Annotated in this window: 9 protein-coding genes; 6 read left to right on the forward strand and 3 right to left on the reverse strand. The window is 46.6% G+C overall.

What is annotated here, in order from left to right:
- Nucleotides 1-156 precede the first annotated feature (156 nt).
- From ACTQ50_RS10845 to ACTQ50_RS10860, 4 genes are all read left to right on the forward strand, one after another.
- A complete protein-coding gene (locus tag ACTQ50_RS10845) occupies nt 157-2076 on the forward strand; it encodes an ABC transporter ATP-binding protein (protein WP_441484216.1) in 1920 nt (639 codons plus the stop codon).
- Complete coding sequence (locus ACTQ50_RS10850) at nt 2067-3890, forward strand: ABC transporter ATP-binding protein (protein WP_441484217.1); 1824 nt, start codon at nt 2067-2069, stop codon at nt 3888-3890. The genes ACTQ50_RS10845 and ACTQ50_RS10850 overlap by 10 nt, the downstream gene beginning before the upstream one ends.
- Nucleotides 3891-4490: 600 nt before the next feature.
- Complete coding sequence (locus ACTQ50_RS10855; protein ID WP_441484218.1) at nt 4491-4988, forward strand: TRAP transporter small permease; 498 nt, start codon at nt 4491-4493, stop codon at nt 4986-4988.
- The gene (locus tag ACTQ50_RS10860; RefSeq protein ID WP_441484219.1) at nt 4989-8306 is read left to right on the forward strand and encodes a TRAP transporter large permease subunit; all 3318 of its coding nucleotides are present in this window, start codon (nt 4989-4991) and stop codon (nt 8304-8306) included.
- 216 nt (nt 8307-8522) lie between these two features.
- Here ACTQ50_RS10860 and ACTQ50_RS10865 read toward each other — a convergent pair whose 3' ends face one another.
- A complete protein-coding gene (locus ACTQ50_RS10865; RefSeq protein ID WP_441484220.1) occupies nt 8523-9116 on the reverse strand; it encodes a LysE family transporter in 594 nt (197 codons plus the stop codon).
- Between the two features lie 335 nt (nt 9117-9451).
- On the opposite strand from ACTQ50_RS10865, the gene pap reads away from it, so the two are divergent.
- The gene (gene pap, locus ACTQ50_RS10870; RefSeq protein WP_441484221.1) at nt 9452-10921 is read left to right on the forward strand and encodes a polyphosphate:AMP phosphotransferase; all 1470 of its coding nucleotides are present in this window, start codon (nt 9452-9454) and stop codon (nt 10919-10921) included.
- Nucleotides 10922-11154: 233 nt separating this feature from the next.
- On the opposite strand, the gene sigG is transcribed toward pap, so the two are convergent.
- Nucleotides 11155-11934, reverse strand: coding sequence for an RNA polymerase sporulation sigma factor SigG (sigG, locus tag ACTQ50_RS10875; protein ID WP_441484222.1), 780 nt, complete (start codon nt 11932-11934; stop codon nt 11155-11157).
- A gap of 356 nt (nt 11935-12290) precedes the next feature.
- Nucleotides 12291-12548: a PRC-barrel domain-containing protein gene (locus ACTQ50_RS10880; protein ID WP_441484223.1), complete on the reverse strand. Its 258-nt coding sequence runs from the start codon at nt 12546-12548 to the stop codon at nt 12291-12293.
- Between the two features lie 311 nt (nt 12549-12859).
- Here ACTQ50_RS10880 and nrdR point away from each other — a divergent pair, with 311 nt between their 5' ends.
- Nucleotides 12860-13309: a transcriptional regulator NrdR gene (gene nrdR / locus ACTQ50_RS10885; protein WP_441484224.1), complete on the forward strand. Its 450-nt coding sequence runs from the start codon at nt 12860-12862 to the stop codon at nt 13307-13309.
- Nucleotides 13310-13445 lie beyond the last annotated feature (136 nt).

Raw genomic sequence — 13445 nt, forward strand, 5'->3', positions numbered from 1 at the left:
GCCTGCTTTTATAGACTGACCTGTCGTATTTTGTATGACAGTATTGATTTTTGCGGATAAAGGACATCCCTTGGCCAGGTAATGGTTAAGGGGTGTCTTTTTTTGCGCCAATTTTGGGGTCGAGTTTAAAAGCAGAGCTAGTACAGGGAGGAGAGTATGATAACGAAAAACAAAACCGAGAAATTCCGGATCATTTTCCGTTTTCTAAAAGGAAATATTCGGTTCTTTGTGGGGACGCTTTTATTTTCGGTGCTGTTTACAGCATGCAATGCGTTGATCCCACAGATTGTGAAATATACGGCAGACCACATTCTGGTGCAAGATGGAATCCCAGAGAGTCTGAACGTGGGGCAGACCTTGCTTCTGGTAGCTCTTCTGGTGGCGGCGTCTGCAGTTCTGTCGGGAGTTTTTAACTACTTAAGCAAAATGTGCCTAGCAAAAGGCTCTGAAAATTTTTTGAAATACATCCGGGATACGTTGTATCATCACACCCAGTATCTGCCCTTTTCCTGGCATGTAAAGCACCAGACAGGGGAGATCATCCAGAGGTGTACTTCGGATGTGGAAGTGATCCGCAACTTTGTGTGCAGACAGCTTCCAGAGGTGTTCCGGATCTGTTTCCTGATCGTGCTGTATCTGGGAATCATGTTTTCCATGAATGTGCAGATCACTTTGGCCGCGGCAGCCTTTTTCCCGGTGATCATTGGCTATTCCTGCTATTTTTATTTCAGGATCGGGAAACGGTTTCAGGATGCAGATGAGGCAGAGGGAGCTCTTTCCAGTACGGTGCAGGAGAATCTGACTGGAGTCCGTGTGGTGCGGGCATTTGGAAGAGAGAAATATGAGATCGACCGGTTTGATGAGAAGAATAATGCGTATTCTAATCTGTGGGTTTATCTTGGAAAACTGATGAGTGTTTATTGGGCATCAGGAGATCTGATCACAAACTTACAGGTTCTGACGGTTATGGTGACTGGAGTGGTTTTCGCAGTAAATGGACGGATTACATTAGGAGAGTTTATGGCATTTATTTCCTACAATGCGTCCCTGACCTGGCCAGTGCGAAGCCTGGGAAGGATCATTTCGGATATGAGCAAGGCTGGGGTTTCCATGGAGCGTGTGGCTTATATTCTGGAGGCGGAGGAAGAGGATGCAGCAGACTGCGAAAGCGAGTCTACTGCCGGAAAAGAAAATACAGAGAATACTGTGAAAAAGAAGAATGCAGGGCAGAGTGAGGAGTCAGGAAATAAAGGCTGTGGAGACAAGCAGAACTTGGGGTATGTTAGTGGAATGAAACCTGCCATGGATGGCGACATCTGCTTTCACAATGTATCCTTCGGTTACGCCCCAGACCATCCGGTCCTGAAAAATATCAATTTCACCATCCCCTCCGGCAGCACCTTCGCAATCCTTGGCACAACCGGAAGTGGAAAATCAACTCTTGTCCATTTATTGAATCGTTTATACGATCTGCCGGAAGACTGCGGCAGCATTACCATTGGCGGTGTGGACATTCGTGACATGGACCGCCAGTATCTGCGCCAGAACATTGGCATGGTCCTTCAGGAGCCCTTTCTTTTCTCCAGAACTATCCGTGAGAATATCGGCATCACAAAGGAGAAGCTGTTGGACGAAGAAATCCGCCATGCAGCAGGAATTGCCTGTGTGGATGAGGCAATCCAGCATTTTACAGATGGTTACGATACCATTGTGGGCGAGCGTGGCGTCACATTGTCCGGCGGACAGAAGCAGCGTGTGGCTATTGCCAGAATGCTGATGAAAGAAGCGCCAATCCTGGTATTTGACGATTCCCTTTCCGCAGTAGATACAGAGACAGACAATAAGATCCGAAAAGAGCTGAAAAAGGAGATGGAGAAAGCAACGGTGATCATGATTTCCCACCGGATCACCTCTCTTATGCAGGCAGATTGCATTATTGTGATGGACAAAGGGGAAATCCAGCAGATGGGCACTCATGAAGAACTGATTCGTCAGGAAGGTCCCTATAAAGATATTTACGAGATTCAGATGAACAGTGACATCTGTCTCATGGAAGGAGGTGCAGCATGCGAATAGAAGAAAAAGAATATACGAAATCCATTGATCTTTCCATCTGGAAAAAGGTGTTCCCATTTCTGGCACCCCGTAAAAATGTGCTGCTCATGGTAATCGTGATGAACATTCTCTGTTCCGTGGTAGATATTATTATGCCGCTGTTTCAGCGCCAGGCCATTGATTCCTTCATTGCGAAGAATACCCTGGTGGGTCTTGGAGGGTTCATTGCTGTTTACATTGCAGTGATCCTTTTTCAGATGTGGTCGGTTATCTGCTTTACCAGAGGCTGTATGACGCTGGATGTGGAAACCGGCCGGGATATGAAACGAGCCCTGTTTGTTCATCTTCAGAAGCTGTCTTTTTCCTACTACAATGCAACTCCGGTTGGATATATCCTGTCCAGGGTGATGAATGATGTGGCAAGGATCACAGAGCTGATCGCCTGGGACGTGATCGATATGCTGTGGGCCATCTTTTATGTGGCAGGCGTGTTTGTAGCCATGCTGTTCCTGAACTGGAAGCTGGCGCTGGTGATCATGCTGATCGTTCCAGCCATTGCGGTGCTTACCTGGTATTTCCAGAACAAGATCCTGACCTGGAACCGTCAGGTGCGAAAGATCAATTCCAAGATCACAAGCGGCTACAACGAAGGTATTATGGGGGCAAAGACGGTGAAATCCCTGGTGGTGGAAGAGAAGAATTTTCGCGAATTTTCTTCTGTGACAGAGGAGATGCGTGGGGCTTCCATTAAGGCCGCCAGACTGAACGCCGTGTATGTTCCAATGGTTGTATTTTTCGGCGCCCTTGCAACTGCAATCGTATTGGAGCGGGGCGGCATTATGGTTCTGAATGGAAGTATGGATATTGGAACCCTTGCTACATTTACTGCATATGCAGTTGGAATTTTTGAACCAATTCAGAGACTTGCCGAAATTCTCTCAGAGTGTATTTCCGCCCAGGCAAACATTGAGCGAGTGACCTCTCTTCTGGAAGAAAAGCCCCAGGTGGTAGATTCTCCGGAAGTCCTGGAAAAATATGGGGATTTCTTCCATCCTCACAAAGAAAACTGGGAACCGATCAAAGGCGATATCGAATTTGAAAATGTTTCCTTCCAATATCCTGATGGAAAAGAAGAAGTGCTCAGCAATTTCCATCTGAAGATCCCCGCTGGCACCAATGTAGCAATCGTGGGAGAGACTGGCGCTGGAAAAAGTACGCTGGTGAATCTGGCCTGCCGTTTCTTTGAGCCTACCAGCGGACGTATTCTGATTGACGGCAGAGATTACCGTGAGAGAAGCCAGCTGTGGCTGCACAGCAACATCGGGTATGTACTGCAGAATCCCCATCTGTTTTCCGGTACTGTGATGGAAAACATCCGCTATGGAAGACTGGACGCTACAGATGAAGAAGTGAAAGCTGCTGCCAAAGCGGTCCATGCCGATGAGGTAGCCGAGAAACTGGACAAAGGCTATGACAGCGACGTAGGCGAAGGCGGTGACCGCCTCTCTACCGGAGAAAAACAGCTCCTCTCCTTTGCCCGGGCCGTACTGGCAGATCCCGCCATCTTTGTCCTGGACGAAGCAACCTCCTCCATCGACACCAAAACCGAGCAGCTGATCCAGCAGGCCACAGACAAGCTCCTGAAAGGACGAACCTCCTTCCTCATCGCCCACCGCCTGTCCACTATCCGAAACGCTGACCTGATCCTGGTAGTCCGTGATGGCAAGATCGTGGAGCAGGGAAAACATCTGGATTTGTTGGAGAAGAAAGGCTACTATTACCAGTTGGTACGACAGCAGTTTGCGGATGAAGAGTCCAAAAAGGTGCTGAGTTAAGTTGCTATCTGCCAACCAGTCCCAGCCAGTACACAGCATTTGGGCAATGGGTATTACTCCAGCGAACCATTTCATCGTAGCGTTGCGCCGGTGAGTGAGTAATACCCATTGTCCGAATGCGTCCCTCCTGACAAACTTTTACGCCACAAAATAATGTATAAAACTTGTATAATTATACTTGACTTCCCGAAATTTTGGTAGTAAAATTACTTCAGTTCGTTAAACAACTAAATTTAAAAAGGCTCAAATTCCTTGAAGGGAAGCAGTAGAAACAGAAGCACCTTGTCTACAGAGAGCTGTGTTGGTGGAAAACAGCGGCAGGTCTGTTTTGAAGATCATCCCCGAGAAGGGAAGCCGAACGCTTCATAAGTAACACCTGTTTCAGGGTACGAAATGAAGAGCAGCATCAAGTAGGTTTCCACGGCCGTTCCCCGTTATCGGAATCGCGTATGTCGGTACGTTGTCTTTTCGTACTTGTTTCAAAGGGGAAACAGGGTGGTTGCGGTCTAATATGGTCCGTCCCTAGTTTGGGGACGGATTTTTTTTACGCAAAAATACGAAAGACGAAAACCAGACAAGTAACTTAGAGGAGGAGAGAGCATGAAAGTCTTCAAAAAAATCATGAATGCAGTAGCAGCAGTAGAAAATGTGATTCTTGTAGTATCCACCCTGCTGATACTGGTCCTGACTGTGGGAAACGTATTTTCCCGTAAAGTCATCCATCGTTCCTGGTCCTTTACCGAGGAACTTGTGGTCGCAGTCTTTGTACTGATCACCTTAATGGCTGCAGCACTTGCATGCCGCGAAGGAGAACTGGTCAACCTGTCACTGGTAACAGACCGTCTCCCTGAGAAACTGAAAAAACCGTCCGTTATCCTTACCACGGTTCTGTGCATTATTTTTACCGCCATCTTATTCTGGTTCGGTATGGAAAAAGTAATCACACAGCTGGAAAACGGAAAACGTACCTTCGTTCTCAACTGGCCGGAGTGGATCTTCTGGTCCTTCGTGCCAATCGGATCCGGATGTATGATCTTACATTTTATTGAATACTGTCTTGACTATTGTACAGGCAATCTGAAAAAGGAGGATAAATAAATGATAAGTGCAGTTCTTTTTATTTCATTTTTTGTTTTCCTGATCATGGGAGTACCCATTGCAATCTGTCTGGGACTGTCCTCCGTATGTGCGATCCTGTACTCTGGAACCTCCCTTACCATTGTTGCAACCAACATGTATGCCGGAATCAGTAAATTCCTCCTTCTGGCAATCCCATTCTTCGTACTTTCCGGAAATATCATGGCAAAAGCCGGAATTTCCAAAAGACTTGTTAAATTCGTAGACACCTGTGTGGGACACAGACGAGGCGGTATCGCAATCGTGTGCGTTATCGTAGCCTGCTTCTTCGGTGCGATCTCCGGATCCGGTCCGGCTACTGTAGCAGCCCTTGGAGCTGTTCTGGTACCTGCAATGGTAGAAAGAGGCGGTTTTAGTGCACCGTTCTCCACAGCCCTGATGGCAACGTCAAGCTCCATTGCCATTGTCATCCCGCCAAGTATTGCATTCGTTGTATATGCTTCCATCACAGGCGTATCTATCGCAGATATGTTCATGGCTGGAATCGTACCTGGAATCCTGATGGGTGTTGCCCTTGTGATCGTGGTTATGGTAGAAGCCAGAAGAAAAGACATTCAGCCAGCCCAGAAGAAGGCAACTGCAAAAGAACGCTGGGACGCATTTAAAGATGCTTTCTGGGGATTCTTAATGCCGGTCATCATCCTTGGCGGTATTTACGGCGGTATCTTTACCCCTACTGAGGCAGCCGCTGTATCCGTTGTATATGGTCTGTTTGTAGGTATGGTGATCTACCGTGAGGTTAAATTAAAAGACCTGTTTGACCTTTGTGTGGATTCTGCAAAAACAACTGGTGGAATCATGCTGATCGTAGCATGTGCATCCCTGTTTTCCTACGTATGTACCAAGTTTGGTATTGCAGACGCAGCTTCCCAGCTCCTTGGAAGCATTGCACATAACCAGTTTACCTTCCTTCTGATCGTAAACATCATTTTCCTGATTGCAGGATGCTTTATCGATGCAAACTCTGCCATGTACATTTTCATCCCGGTTATGCTTCCGGTATGCAAAGCACTTGGCTATGATGTGGTTGCATTTGGTGTTATGGCAACAGTCAACCTTGCAATTGGCCAGGTAACTCCGCCGGTTGGTGTCAACCTGTTCGTGGCAATCGGAATCAAGATCAAAAAAGGCATGGAAGTTACCCTTCAGGAAATTTCCAAAGCTGTTATGCCAATGCTGGCAGCTTGTATCGCAGTCCTTCTTATTGTTACTTATATTCCGGTAACTTCCACAGCACTTCCAAGAGCCCTTGCAAAAAATGGCGCTTATTCCGGTGATTCTGCTTCTGGTGACAGCGGTTCCTCCGCAGCTTCTGCCGCTGGAGATGAGGATCATTCCTTCAACGAGATCGCAGACTACAGTGATCTTGGCTGGGAGGAGACTACCTGGAACTTTGCATGCTCCACAACGGAGACCTCTACCTGGGCAGATGGCGGCCGTAAATTCGGTGAGCTGATGGAAAAAGCCACAGGCGGAAAAGTAAAAGTAAACGTATATGCAGCAGACCAGCTGACAAATGGAAACCAGTCCGAGGGAATCCAGGCGCTGATGAACGGAGACCCGGTACAGATCTCCATGCATTCCAACCTGATCTACTCTGCATTTGACCCAAGATTTAACGTAGTTTCCCTGCCGTTTATTTATGATTCTGTGGAAGATGCAGATGCCAAATTTGACGGCGCGGCTGGTGAGAAATTAAAAGAGATCCTTGGTGAGTACGGACTCCACTGCATGGGTATTGCAGAGAATGGTTTCCGTGAGCTGACCAACAGTGTCCGCGAAGTAAAAACTGTGGATGACATGAAGAACCTGAAGATCCGTGTTGCCGGTTCCAACCTTCTTATGGAGTGCTATAAGAGATGGGGCGCAGACGCAACCAACATGAACTGGTCTGAGACCTATACTGCCCTTCAGCAGAATACCGTTGAGGGACAGGAGAACCCGCTTCCTGCAATCGATGCAGCCAGCGTACAGGAGGTTCAGCCATATTGCTCCATGTGGGATGCCATCTATGACTGTCTGTTCTTCTGTATCAACCAGGAAATCTATGACGGACTGACTCCAGAGCAGCAGGCGGTTGTAGACGAGGCTGGACAGAAAGCTGTGGAATATGAGCGTTACATCAACCGCTCCGGTGACGAAGAGATCATGAGCCGCTGGGAAGACAAAAACGGCGTTACCTTCACTGCAAAAGACGATATGGATATTGAGTCCTTCAAGGAAGCCGTTGACGGTGTAGATGAGTGGTTCATCGAGGAACTGAAATCCCAGGGATACGAGGATGCAGAAGAACTGGTAGAGGCATTTACCGGAATCGGTGATTACAGCGACCTTGACTGGGAAGAGACCACCTGGAACTTTGCATGCTCCACAACTGAGACCTCTACCTGGGCAGAGGGCGGCCGTAAATTCGGTGAGCTGATGGAAAAAGCCACAGGCGGAAAAGTAAAAGTAAATGTATATGCAGCAGACCAGCTGACAAACGGAAACCAGTCCGAGGGAATCCAGGCACTGATGAATGGAGACCCGGTACAGATTTCCATGCATTCCAATCTGATCTACTCTGCATTTGACCCAAGATTTAACGTAGTTTCCCTGCCGTTTATTTATGACTCTGTGGAAGATGCAGATGCCAAGTTTGACGGCGAGGCTGGAGAGAAGATGAAGGAAATCCTCAGCGAGTACGGACTGCACTGCATGGGTATTGCAGAGAATGGTTTCCGTGAGCTGACCAACAGCGTCCGGGAAGTAAAATCCGTGGATGATATGAAGAACCTGAAGATCCGTGTTGCCGGTTCCAATCTTCTTATGGAGTGCTATAAGAGATGGGGCGCAGATGCAACTAACATGAACTGGTCTGAGACCTACACCGCCCTTCAGCAGAACACTGTAGAAGGAGAGGAGAACCCACTTCCTGCAATCGACGCAGCCAGTGTACAGGAGGTTCAGCCGTACTGCTCCCTGTGGGATGCAATCTACGACTGTCTGTTCTTCTGCATCAACCAGGATATCTATGATGGCCTTACACCAGAGCAGCAGGCCGTTGTAGACAAAGCCGGAAGAATGGCTGTAGAGTATGAGCGTTACATCAACCGCTCCGGTGCAAATGAGATCATGAACCGCTGGGAAGAGAAAAATGGTGTTACCTTTACTGCAAAAGAGGATATGGATATTGATTCCTTTAAAGAAGCGGTAGACGGTGTAGACGAGTGGTTCGTAGAAGAGCTGAAAAACCAGGGATATGACGATGGTCAGGAGCTGGTAGACGCATTTAAGTAAATTGGCATAAACGTGTATCGATTTGATGCATGTGTCTGATAAATTGAATAGTGCCCTATAGAAAACACCTGCTGGAATGTGAAAGATAACACATTTCGGCAGGTGTTTTTTGCGTGAGCAGCGCTTCAAGTCTGTGGTGCGCGTGAACTTGGTATTTAGCGAAAATTTACAATATATTTTTTAGCAAGTGTATAGCGCGGGAACAATATGAGTATCTTACAGCAGTCCGGTAATCCTAAGAGAGCACCATACCAGCAGCAGTGCCATGATCCCGTTCATTAATTTGTAATGTCCACTGTAAAATCTCTTCAGTGCATTTCCCGCAAATGCCCAGATTAGGTTTCCTAGCGCTCCGAGAAACATGAGGTACACGGCAAAGCAAAAGAGCATAGGAACTCTTGTTTCATATGGCAGAATATAAGCGGAAAACATGGTCAGCCCATAGATGATGATTTTCACATTCACCAGCTGCAGGAAAAATCCCATGATCCAGGTCGGCTTTTTTTCCTGGGTGCTGTCAGAAGGGGGAAGTCTGCGCCAGGTCTGCCAGGCAAGGTAAAGCACGTAAGCTGCACCAAGGTATTTCATAACCGGCTGGATCCCTGGAACAATTTTTCCCAGAGTGCTGCAGAATAGCCCGGAAAGACACATCAAGGTAAGAGAACCGCTCCAGATCCCGGTCATAAACCGAAGATTTCCGGAAACACCGTATTTGCTGGCAGTGGAGAGCAGAAGAATATTATTTGGTCCCGGCGACCACACGGTCAGGATGGCAGACAAGGTCATTTCAATAAAGACAGGTAAGGGCATTGGGAATTCCTCCTTTGGTAAGTTATGAACATCCATTTGACGAAAAGAAAGGCGCAACATCCAAAATGCTGCGTCTTTGCAAGGTCTGTACAAATATGATTTTCCTGTATGATAACACAAAAATATCAGGTTGTATAGAAGAAGTTGCAGGCCTTTTGGTTGTTAGCGAAAGTGCAAGTCAAATTCGGTTAAATATTTGTAAAATTCATGCAAAATGGGAATAACTATGTTATAATGCAGAAAATAATAGGAGCACGAAAAAATATAATATTAACTTTTGGCAGGAAAGATAGTTTTTGAGTTTGAAAATAATTGTACGTGAGGAGGACGTTTTTATGTTGAAAACCTGGATCCCGGAGGAAATTCCGGAAAAGGAAGAGTTGAAAAAGAGGATAAGGGAAGCTGGTGAAAAGCTGTATCAGCAGCAGATGAAACTAAAAGAACACAAGCTGCCAGTGCTGGTGCTTTTTGAAGGCTGGGGTGCGTCCGGCAAGGGAAGCACCATTGGCAGAGTGATCAAATACATTGATCCCCGTTTCTTTAAAGTGGCAACCATGTCCAAGCCTACAGAAGATGAGCTGCGCAAACCATTTCTGTACCGTTATTTCAACCAGATCCCGGAAGCCGGTAAATTTACCTTTCTGGATTCCGGCTGGATGGAGCAGACCTGCAAAGATTGCCTGAATGGCCTGGAAGAAGAGGATTACGCCAAACGGATCGAAAGCATCAAGCATTTCGAACGGCAGCTCACAGACAACGGCTATCTGGTTTTGAAATTTTTTATGCAGATTGACAAAAAAGAACAGACCAGACGTATGGAGAAGCTGAACAAAGAGCAGGACACCAAATGGCGTGTGAATACCTTTGACAAGTGGCAGAACGAACACTATAAACATTGCCAGAAGATCTTCGACCGCTATCTGACTGACACCAATACTTCCATTGCGCCCTGGTATATCATCGATGCAAAAGACCGTAACTTTGCAGAGCTTCAGGTTCTTGAGATAATGGTAAATAACATTGAGGTAGCCCTGCAGAACAGCGCCCACAGTGCGCCGCTTCTTCCAAACGTTTTCCCGCTCGAGAAAATGCCGAAGCTTTCTGAAATCGAACTGGCAGACAAGGTGATCGAGGACGAGGAATACAAAAAAGAGCTGAAGCATCTCCAGAAGAAACTGGGCGAGCTGCACAACCGTCTGTACCGCAAGCGTGTGCCGGTAATCATCACCTACGAAGGCTGGGATGCAGCTGGAAAAGGCGGCAATATCAAGCGGATCACAGAAGCCCTTGATCCCCGCGGCTTCGAAGTACATCCCATCGCCAGCCCGGAGCCCCACGAGAAAGCCCGCCACTATCTCTGGCGATTCTGGACCAGACTTCCCAAAGACGGCCATATCGCCATCTTCGACCGCACCTGGTACGGCCGTGTAATGGTAGAGCGCCTGGAAGGCTTCTGCAGCGAAAACGACTGGAAACGTGCCTATAACGAGATCAATGAATTCGAGAAAGAGCTGTCCGACTGGGGCGCCGTGATCATCAAATTCTGGGTACAGATCGACAAAGACACCCAGCTTGCCCGCTTTACCGACCGCCAGAACAACCCGGAAAAACAGTGGAAGATTACCGACGAAGACTGGCGCAACCGCGAAAAATGGGACGCCTACGAAGGCGCCGTAGACGAAATGCTGGCCAAGACCAGCACCACCTACGCTCCCTGGCATATCCTGGAATCTGTAGATAAGAAGTATGCTAGAATTAAAGCATTAAAGATAGTAGTAAAAGAATTAGAGAAAGCATTAGAATAGTAGCATAATAAGTAAAATCGCTGGCCAGCAACCAGCGATTTTGCAATGTATATTCATGTAGCAGGTCATTTCAGGAGCGGTTTTAATGGAGACGAGATCCATGTCTTACGAAGACTTAGCCGAGAGGGCTCTCCCGAGCGGCTTAGTCGCAGTTAGACATAAGCTTGGCGGAATGTTGCGACGACCTGCGGTGAATATACATTGTAAAAGCGCGTCCGGGAAACTATATCCAGCTACGCCCTCAGATAATTTCGCATAGTTTTCAGCGCATTTTTTTCCAGACGGCTGACCTGCGCCTGGGAAATCCCAATCTCCTGCGCAACCTCCATCTGTGTTTTGCCCTCATAAAAACGCAAGTCTATGATATGCCGCTCCCGCTTATTCAGCCGGTTGATAGCCTCCCGCAGCGACAGATTTTCCACCCAGGTCTCCTCCTTGTTTTTCTTATCGCTGATCTGATCCATCACATAGAGTGTATCCCCACCCTCTGTATAAACCGGCTCAAAAAGCGACACCGGATTCTGAATGGCATCCATGGCATACACGATCATCTCTTTTTCAATCCCGATCTCACTGGCAATCTCTGCAATGGTAGGCTCCCTCAGGTTCGCCTTCATATAAGTCTCCTTGGCATAAATCGCCCGGTAAGCAATATCCCGCAGGGACCTGCTCACCCGGATACTGTTATTGTCCCGAAGATACCGCCGAATCTCCCCAATGATCATAGGCACCGCATAAGTAGAAAATTTCACATTCAATGTAGTGTCAAAATTATCAATCGCCTTTATAAGTCCAATACAGCCGATTTGAAAAAGATCATCCATATTTTCGCTGCTGTTGGAAAAACGCTTGATCACGCTGAGAACCAGCCGCAGATTCCCCTTAATGTAAAGTTCCCTGGCTTCTTCGTCACCCTCCTTGATCTTGCGAAAAAGCTCCTCTTTTTCTTCTGCTTTCAGTACCGGAAGCTTCGATGTATTGACTCCGCAAATTTCAACTTTGTTAAGTGCCATTATTTGAATCCTCCTTTTGTGCATAAGTAAACAAATCAAGGTGATACAAAAATATTTGTAACTGTTCATAGGAAACATTCCGCGAGGTGTTTTTTGTGAGCAAAGCTCACAGAAAAACCGAGAAGTTCGGCGCGAAATCATGCAAAGCATGATTTCTGTGCATCGCGAAGCGTGTTACTGAGAACGAAGTGAACAGTAACAATGATTCTCACGTGGGAGGATAAATATTCTTTTTTCGGGAAAATATAAAAATTATTGCCCCTTGACAGTTCGGGGAAATATTTTGAAAGATTGTCAAGGGGATGCGGTATAAGAATGGTATTTTTATAAAATTTCCATATTAGTGGACGGCAATATTAGTCCTTTTTACAGCAGTGTTTTTCATCGATTTCCACCAGGATAATGTCGTCCCCAATCTGCCGGATACAGTTCCAGGGAATCACATATTCACTGCCTGGTCCCCAGAAACAAAAGTAGAAACTGTTTGGCCCGGGAACAACCAGGGCTGTAATACATCCGGTCTCACAGTTAAACTCCACATCCACCGGACAGCCAAGCGTCCGGCAGGTACAGATATTGATCACTTCTTTTTGTTTCAATTCGCAGATACGCATGGAAAATACCTGTTTTTTTATGAGATTATGCAAAAATTCTGAAAATATGTATGGAGTTTGTTGACATACTTTTGATAGTTAAAGTATAATAAGAAATAAGAAGTTCAGTCCGTTTTATGTTACTGAATGAAATAGATTGTGAGACGGATCACTAAAGCGAGCGCATGCTCCAGGAAGGTTATCTGCAAGTTTTGTGTCACAATTTGTGGAAGATTTTGCCTGGATGGGGCAATAGAGGAAATTTAAGGATCGATAATAAATAAACGCATCGCATGGCAGAAGGGGAGCCGTGAGGAAGGGGAAATAAATACATGAGATGTCCATACTGTAATCAGGATAATACAAGAGTAGTAGATTCAAGACCAGTGGAAGAGACCAATTCCATAAGACGCAGAAGGCTGTGCGATTCCTGTGGAAGAAGATTTACCACCTATGAGAATGTAGAAACGATCCCACTAACGGTGATCAAGAAAAACCTGAACCGCGAGCAGTACGACCGCAGCAAGCTGATCAACGGTGTCCGCCGCGCCTGCTACAAGCGCCCCATCGCCAGAGATAAACTGGAAGCCATGATCGACGCCATAGAAGGCGACATCTTCAACGCCGAAGACAAAGAAATCTCCAGCACAAAAATCGGGGAGATCGTGATGAGCCACTTGAAAGATTTAGATTCGGTGGCGTATGTGCGATTTGCTTCGGTGTATAGAGAATTTAAAGATGTAAGTACTTTTATGGATGAATTGAAGAAGTTTATGAACTAAGAAAAATCCTCGCCGAAGAGCGAGGATTTCAGATTGTAGACAAAGCCCTGCTTTTGCAGGGTTTTGCTATTGTTGGAACCGCTTTTCTGATATAATAAATATCAGAAGGGCGGTGTTTTTTATGATGACGAAAAAT

The sequence above is a fragment of the Blautia sp. Sow4_E7 genome (genome assembly GCF_052116245.1).
Classification (GTDB): domain Bacteria; phylum Bacillota; class Clostridia; order Lachnospirales; family Lachnospiraceae; genus Blautia_A.

What these genes read in the sequence shown, in the direction of transcription:
- ACTQ50_RS10855 (WP_441484218.1), top strand. Translation starts at nt 4,491, where the DNA reads ATGAAAGTCTTCAAAAAAATCATGAATGCAGTAGCAGCAGTAGAAAAT.
- ACTQ50_RS10865 (WP_441484220.1), bottom strand. Translation starts at nt 9,116, where the DNA reads ATGCCCTTACCTGTCTTTATTGAAATGACCTTGTCTGCCATCCTGACC.
- ACTQ50_RS10850 (WP_441484217.1), top strand. Translation starts at nt 2,067, where the DNA reads ATGCGAATAGAAGAAAAAGAATATACGAAATCCATTGATCTTTCCATC.
- ACTQ50_RS10880 (WP_441484223.1), bottom strand. Translation starts at nt 12,548, where the DNA reads ATGCGTATCTGCGAATTGAAACAAAAAGAAGTGATCAATATCTGTACC.
- ACTQ50_RS10860 (WP_441484219.1), top strand. Translation starts at nt 4,989, where the DNA reads ATGATAAGTGCAGTTCTTTTTATTTCATTTTTTGTTTTCCTGATCATG.
- ACTQ50_RS10845 (WP_441484216.1), top strand. Translation starts at nt 157, where the DNA reads ATGATAACGAAAAACAAAACCGAGAAATTCCGGATCATTTTCCGTTTT.
- sigG (WP_441484222.1), bottom strand. Translation starts at nt 11,934, where the DNA reads ATGGCACTTAACAAAGTTGAAATTTGCGGAGTCAATACATCGAAGCTT.
- pap (WP_441484221.1), top strand. Translation starts at nt 9,452, where the DNA reads ATGTTGAAAACCTGGATCCCGGAGGAAATTCCGGAAAAGGAAGAGTTG.
- nrdR (WP_441484224.1), top strand. Translation starts at nt 12,860, where the DNA reads ATGAGATGTCCATACTGTAATCAGGATAATACAAGAGTAGTAGATTCA.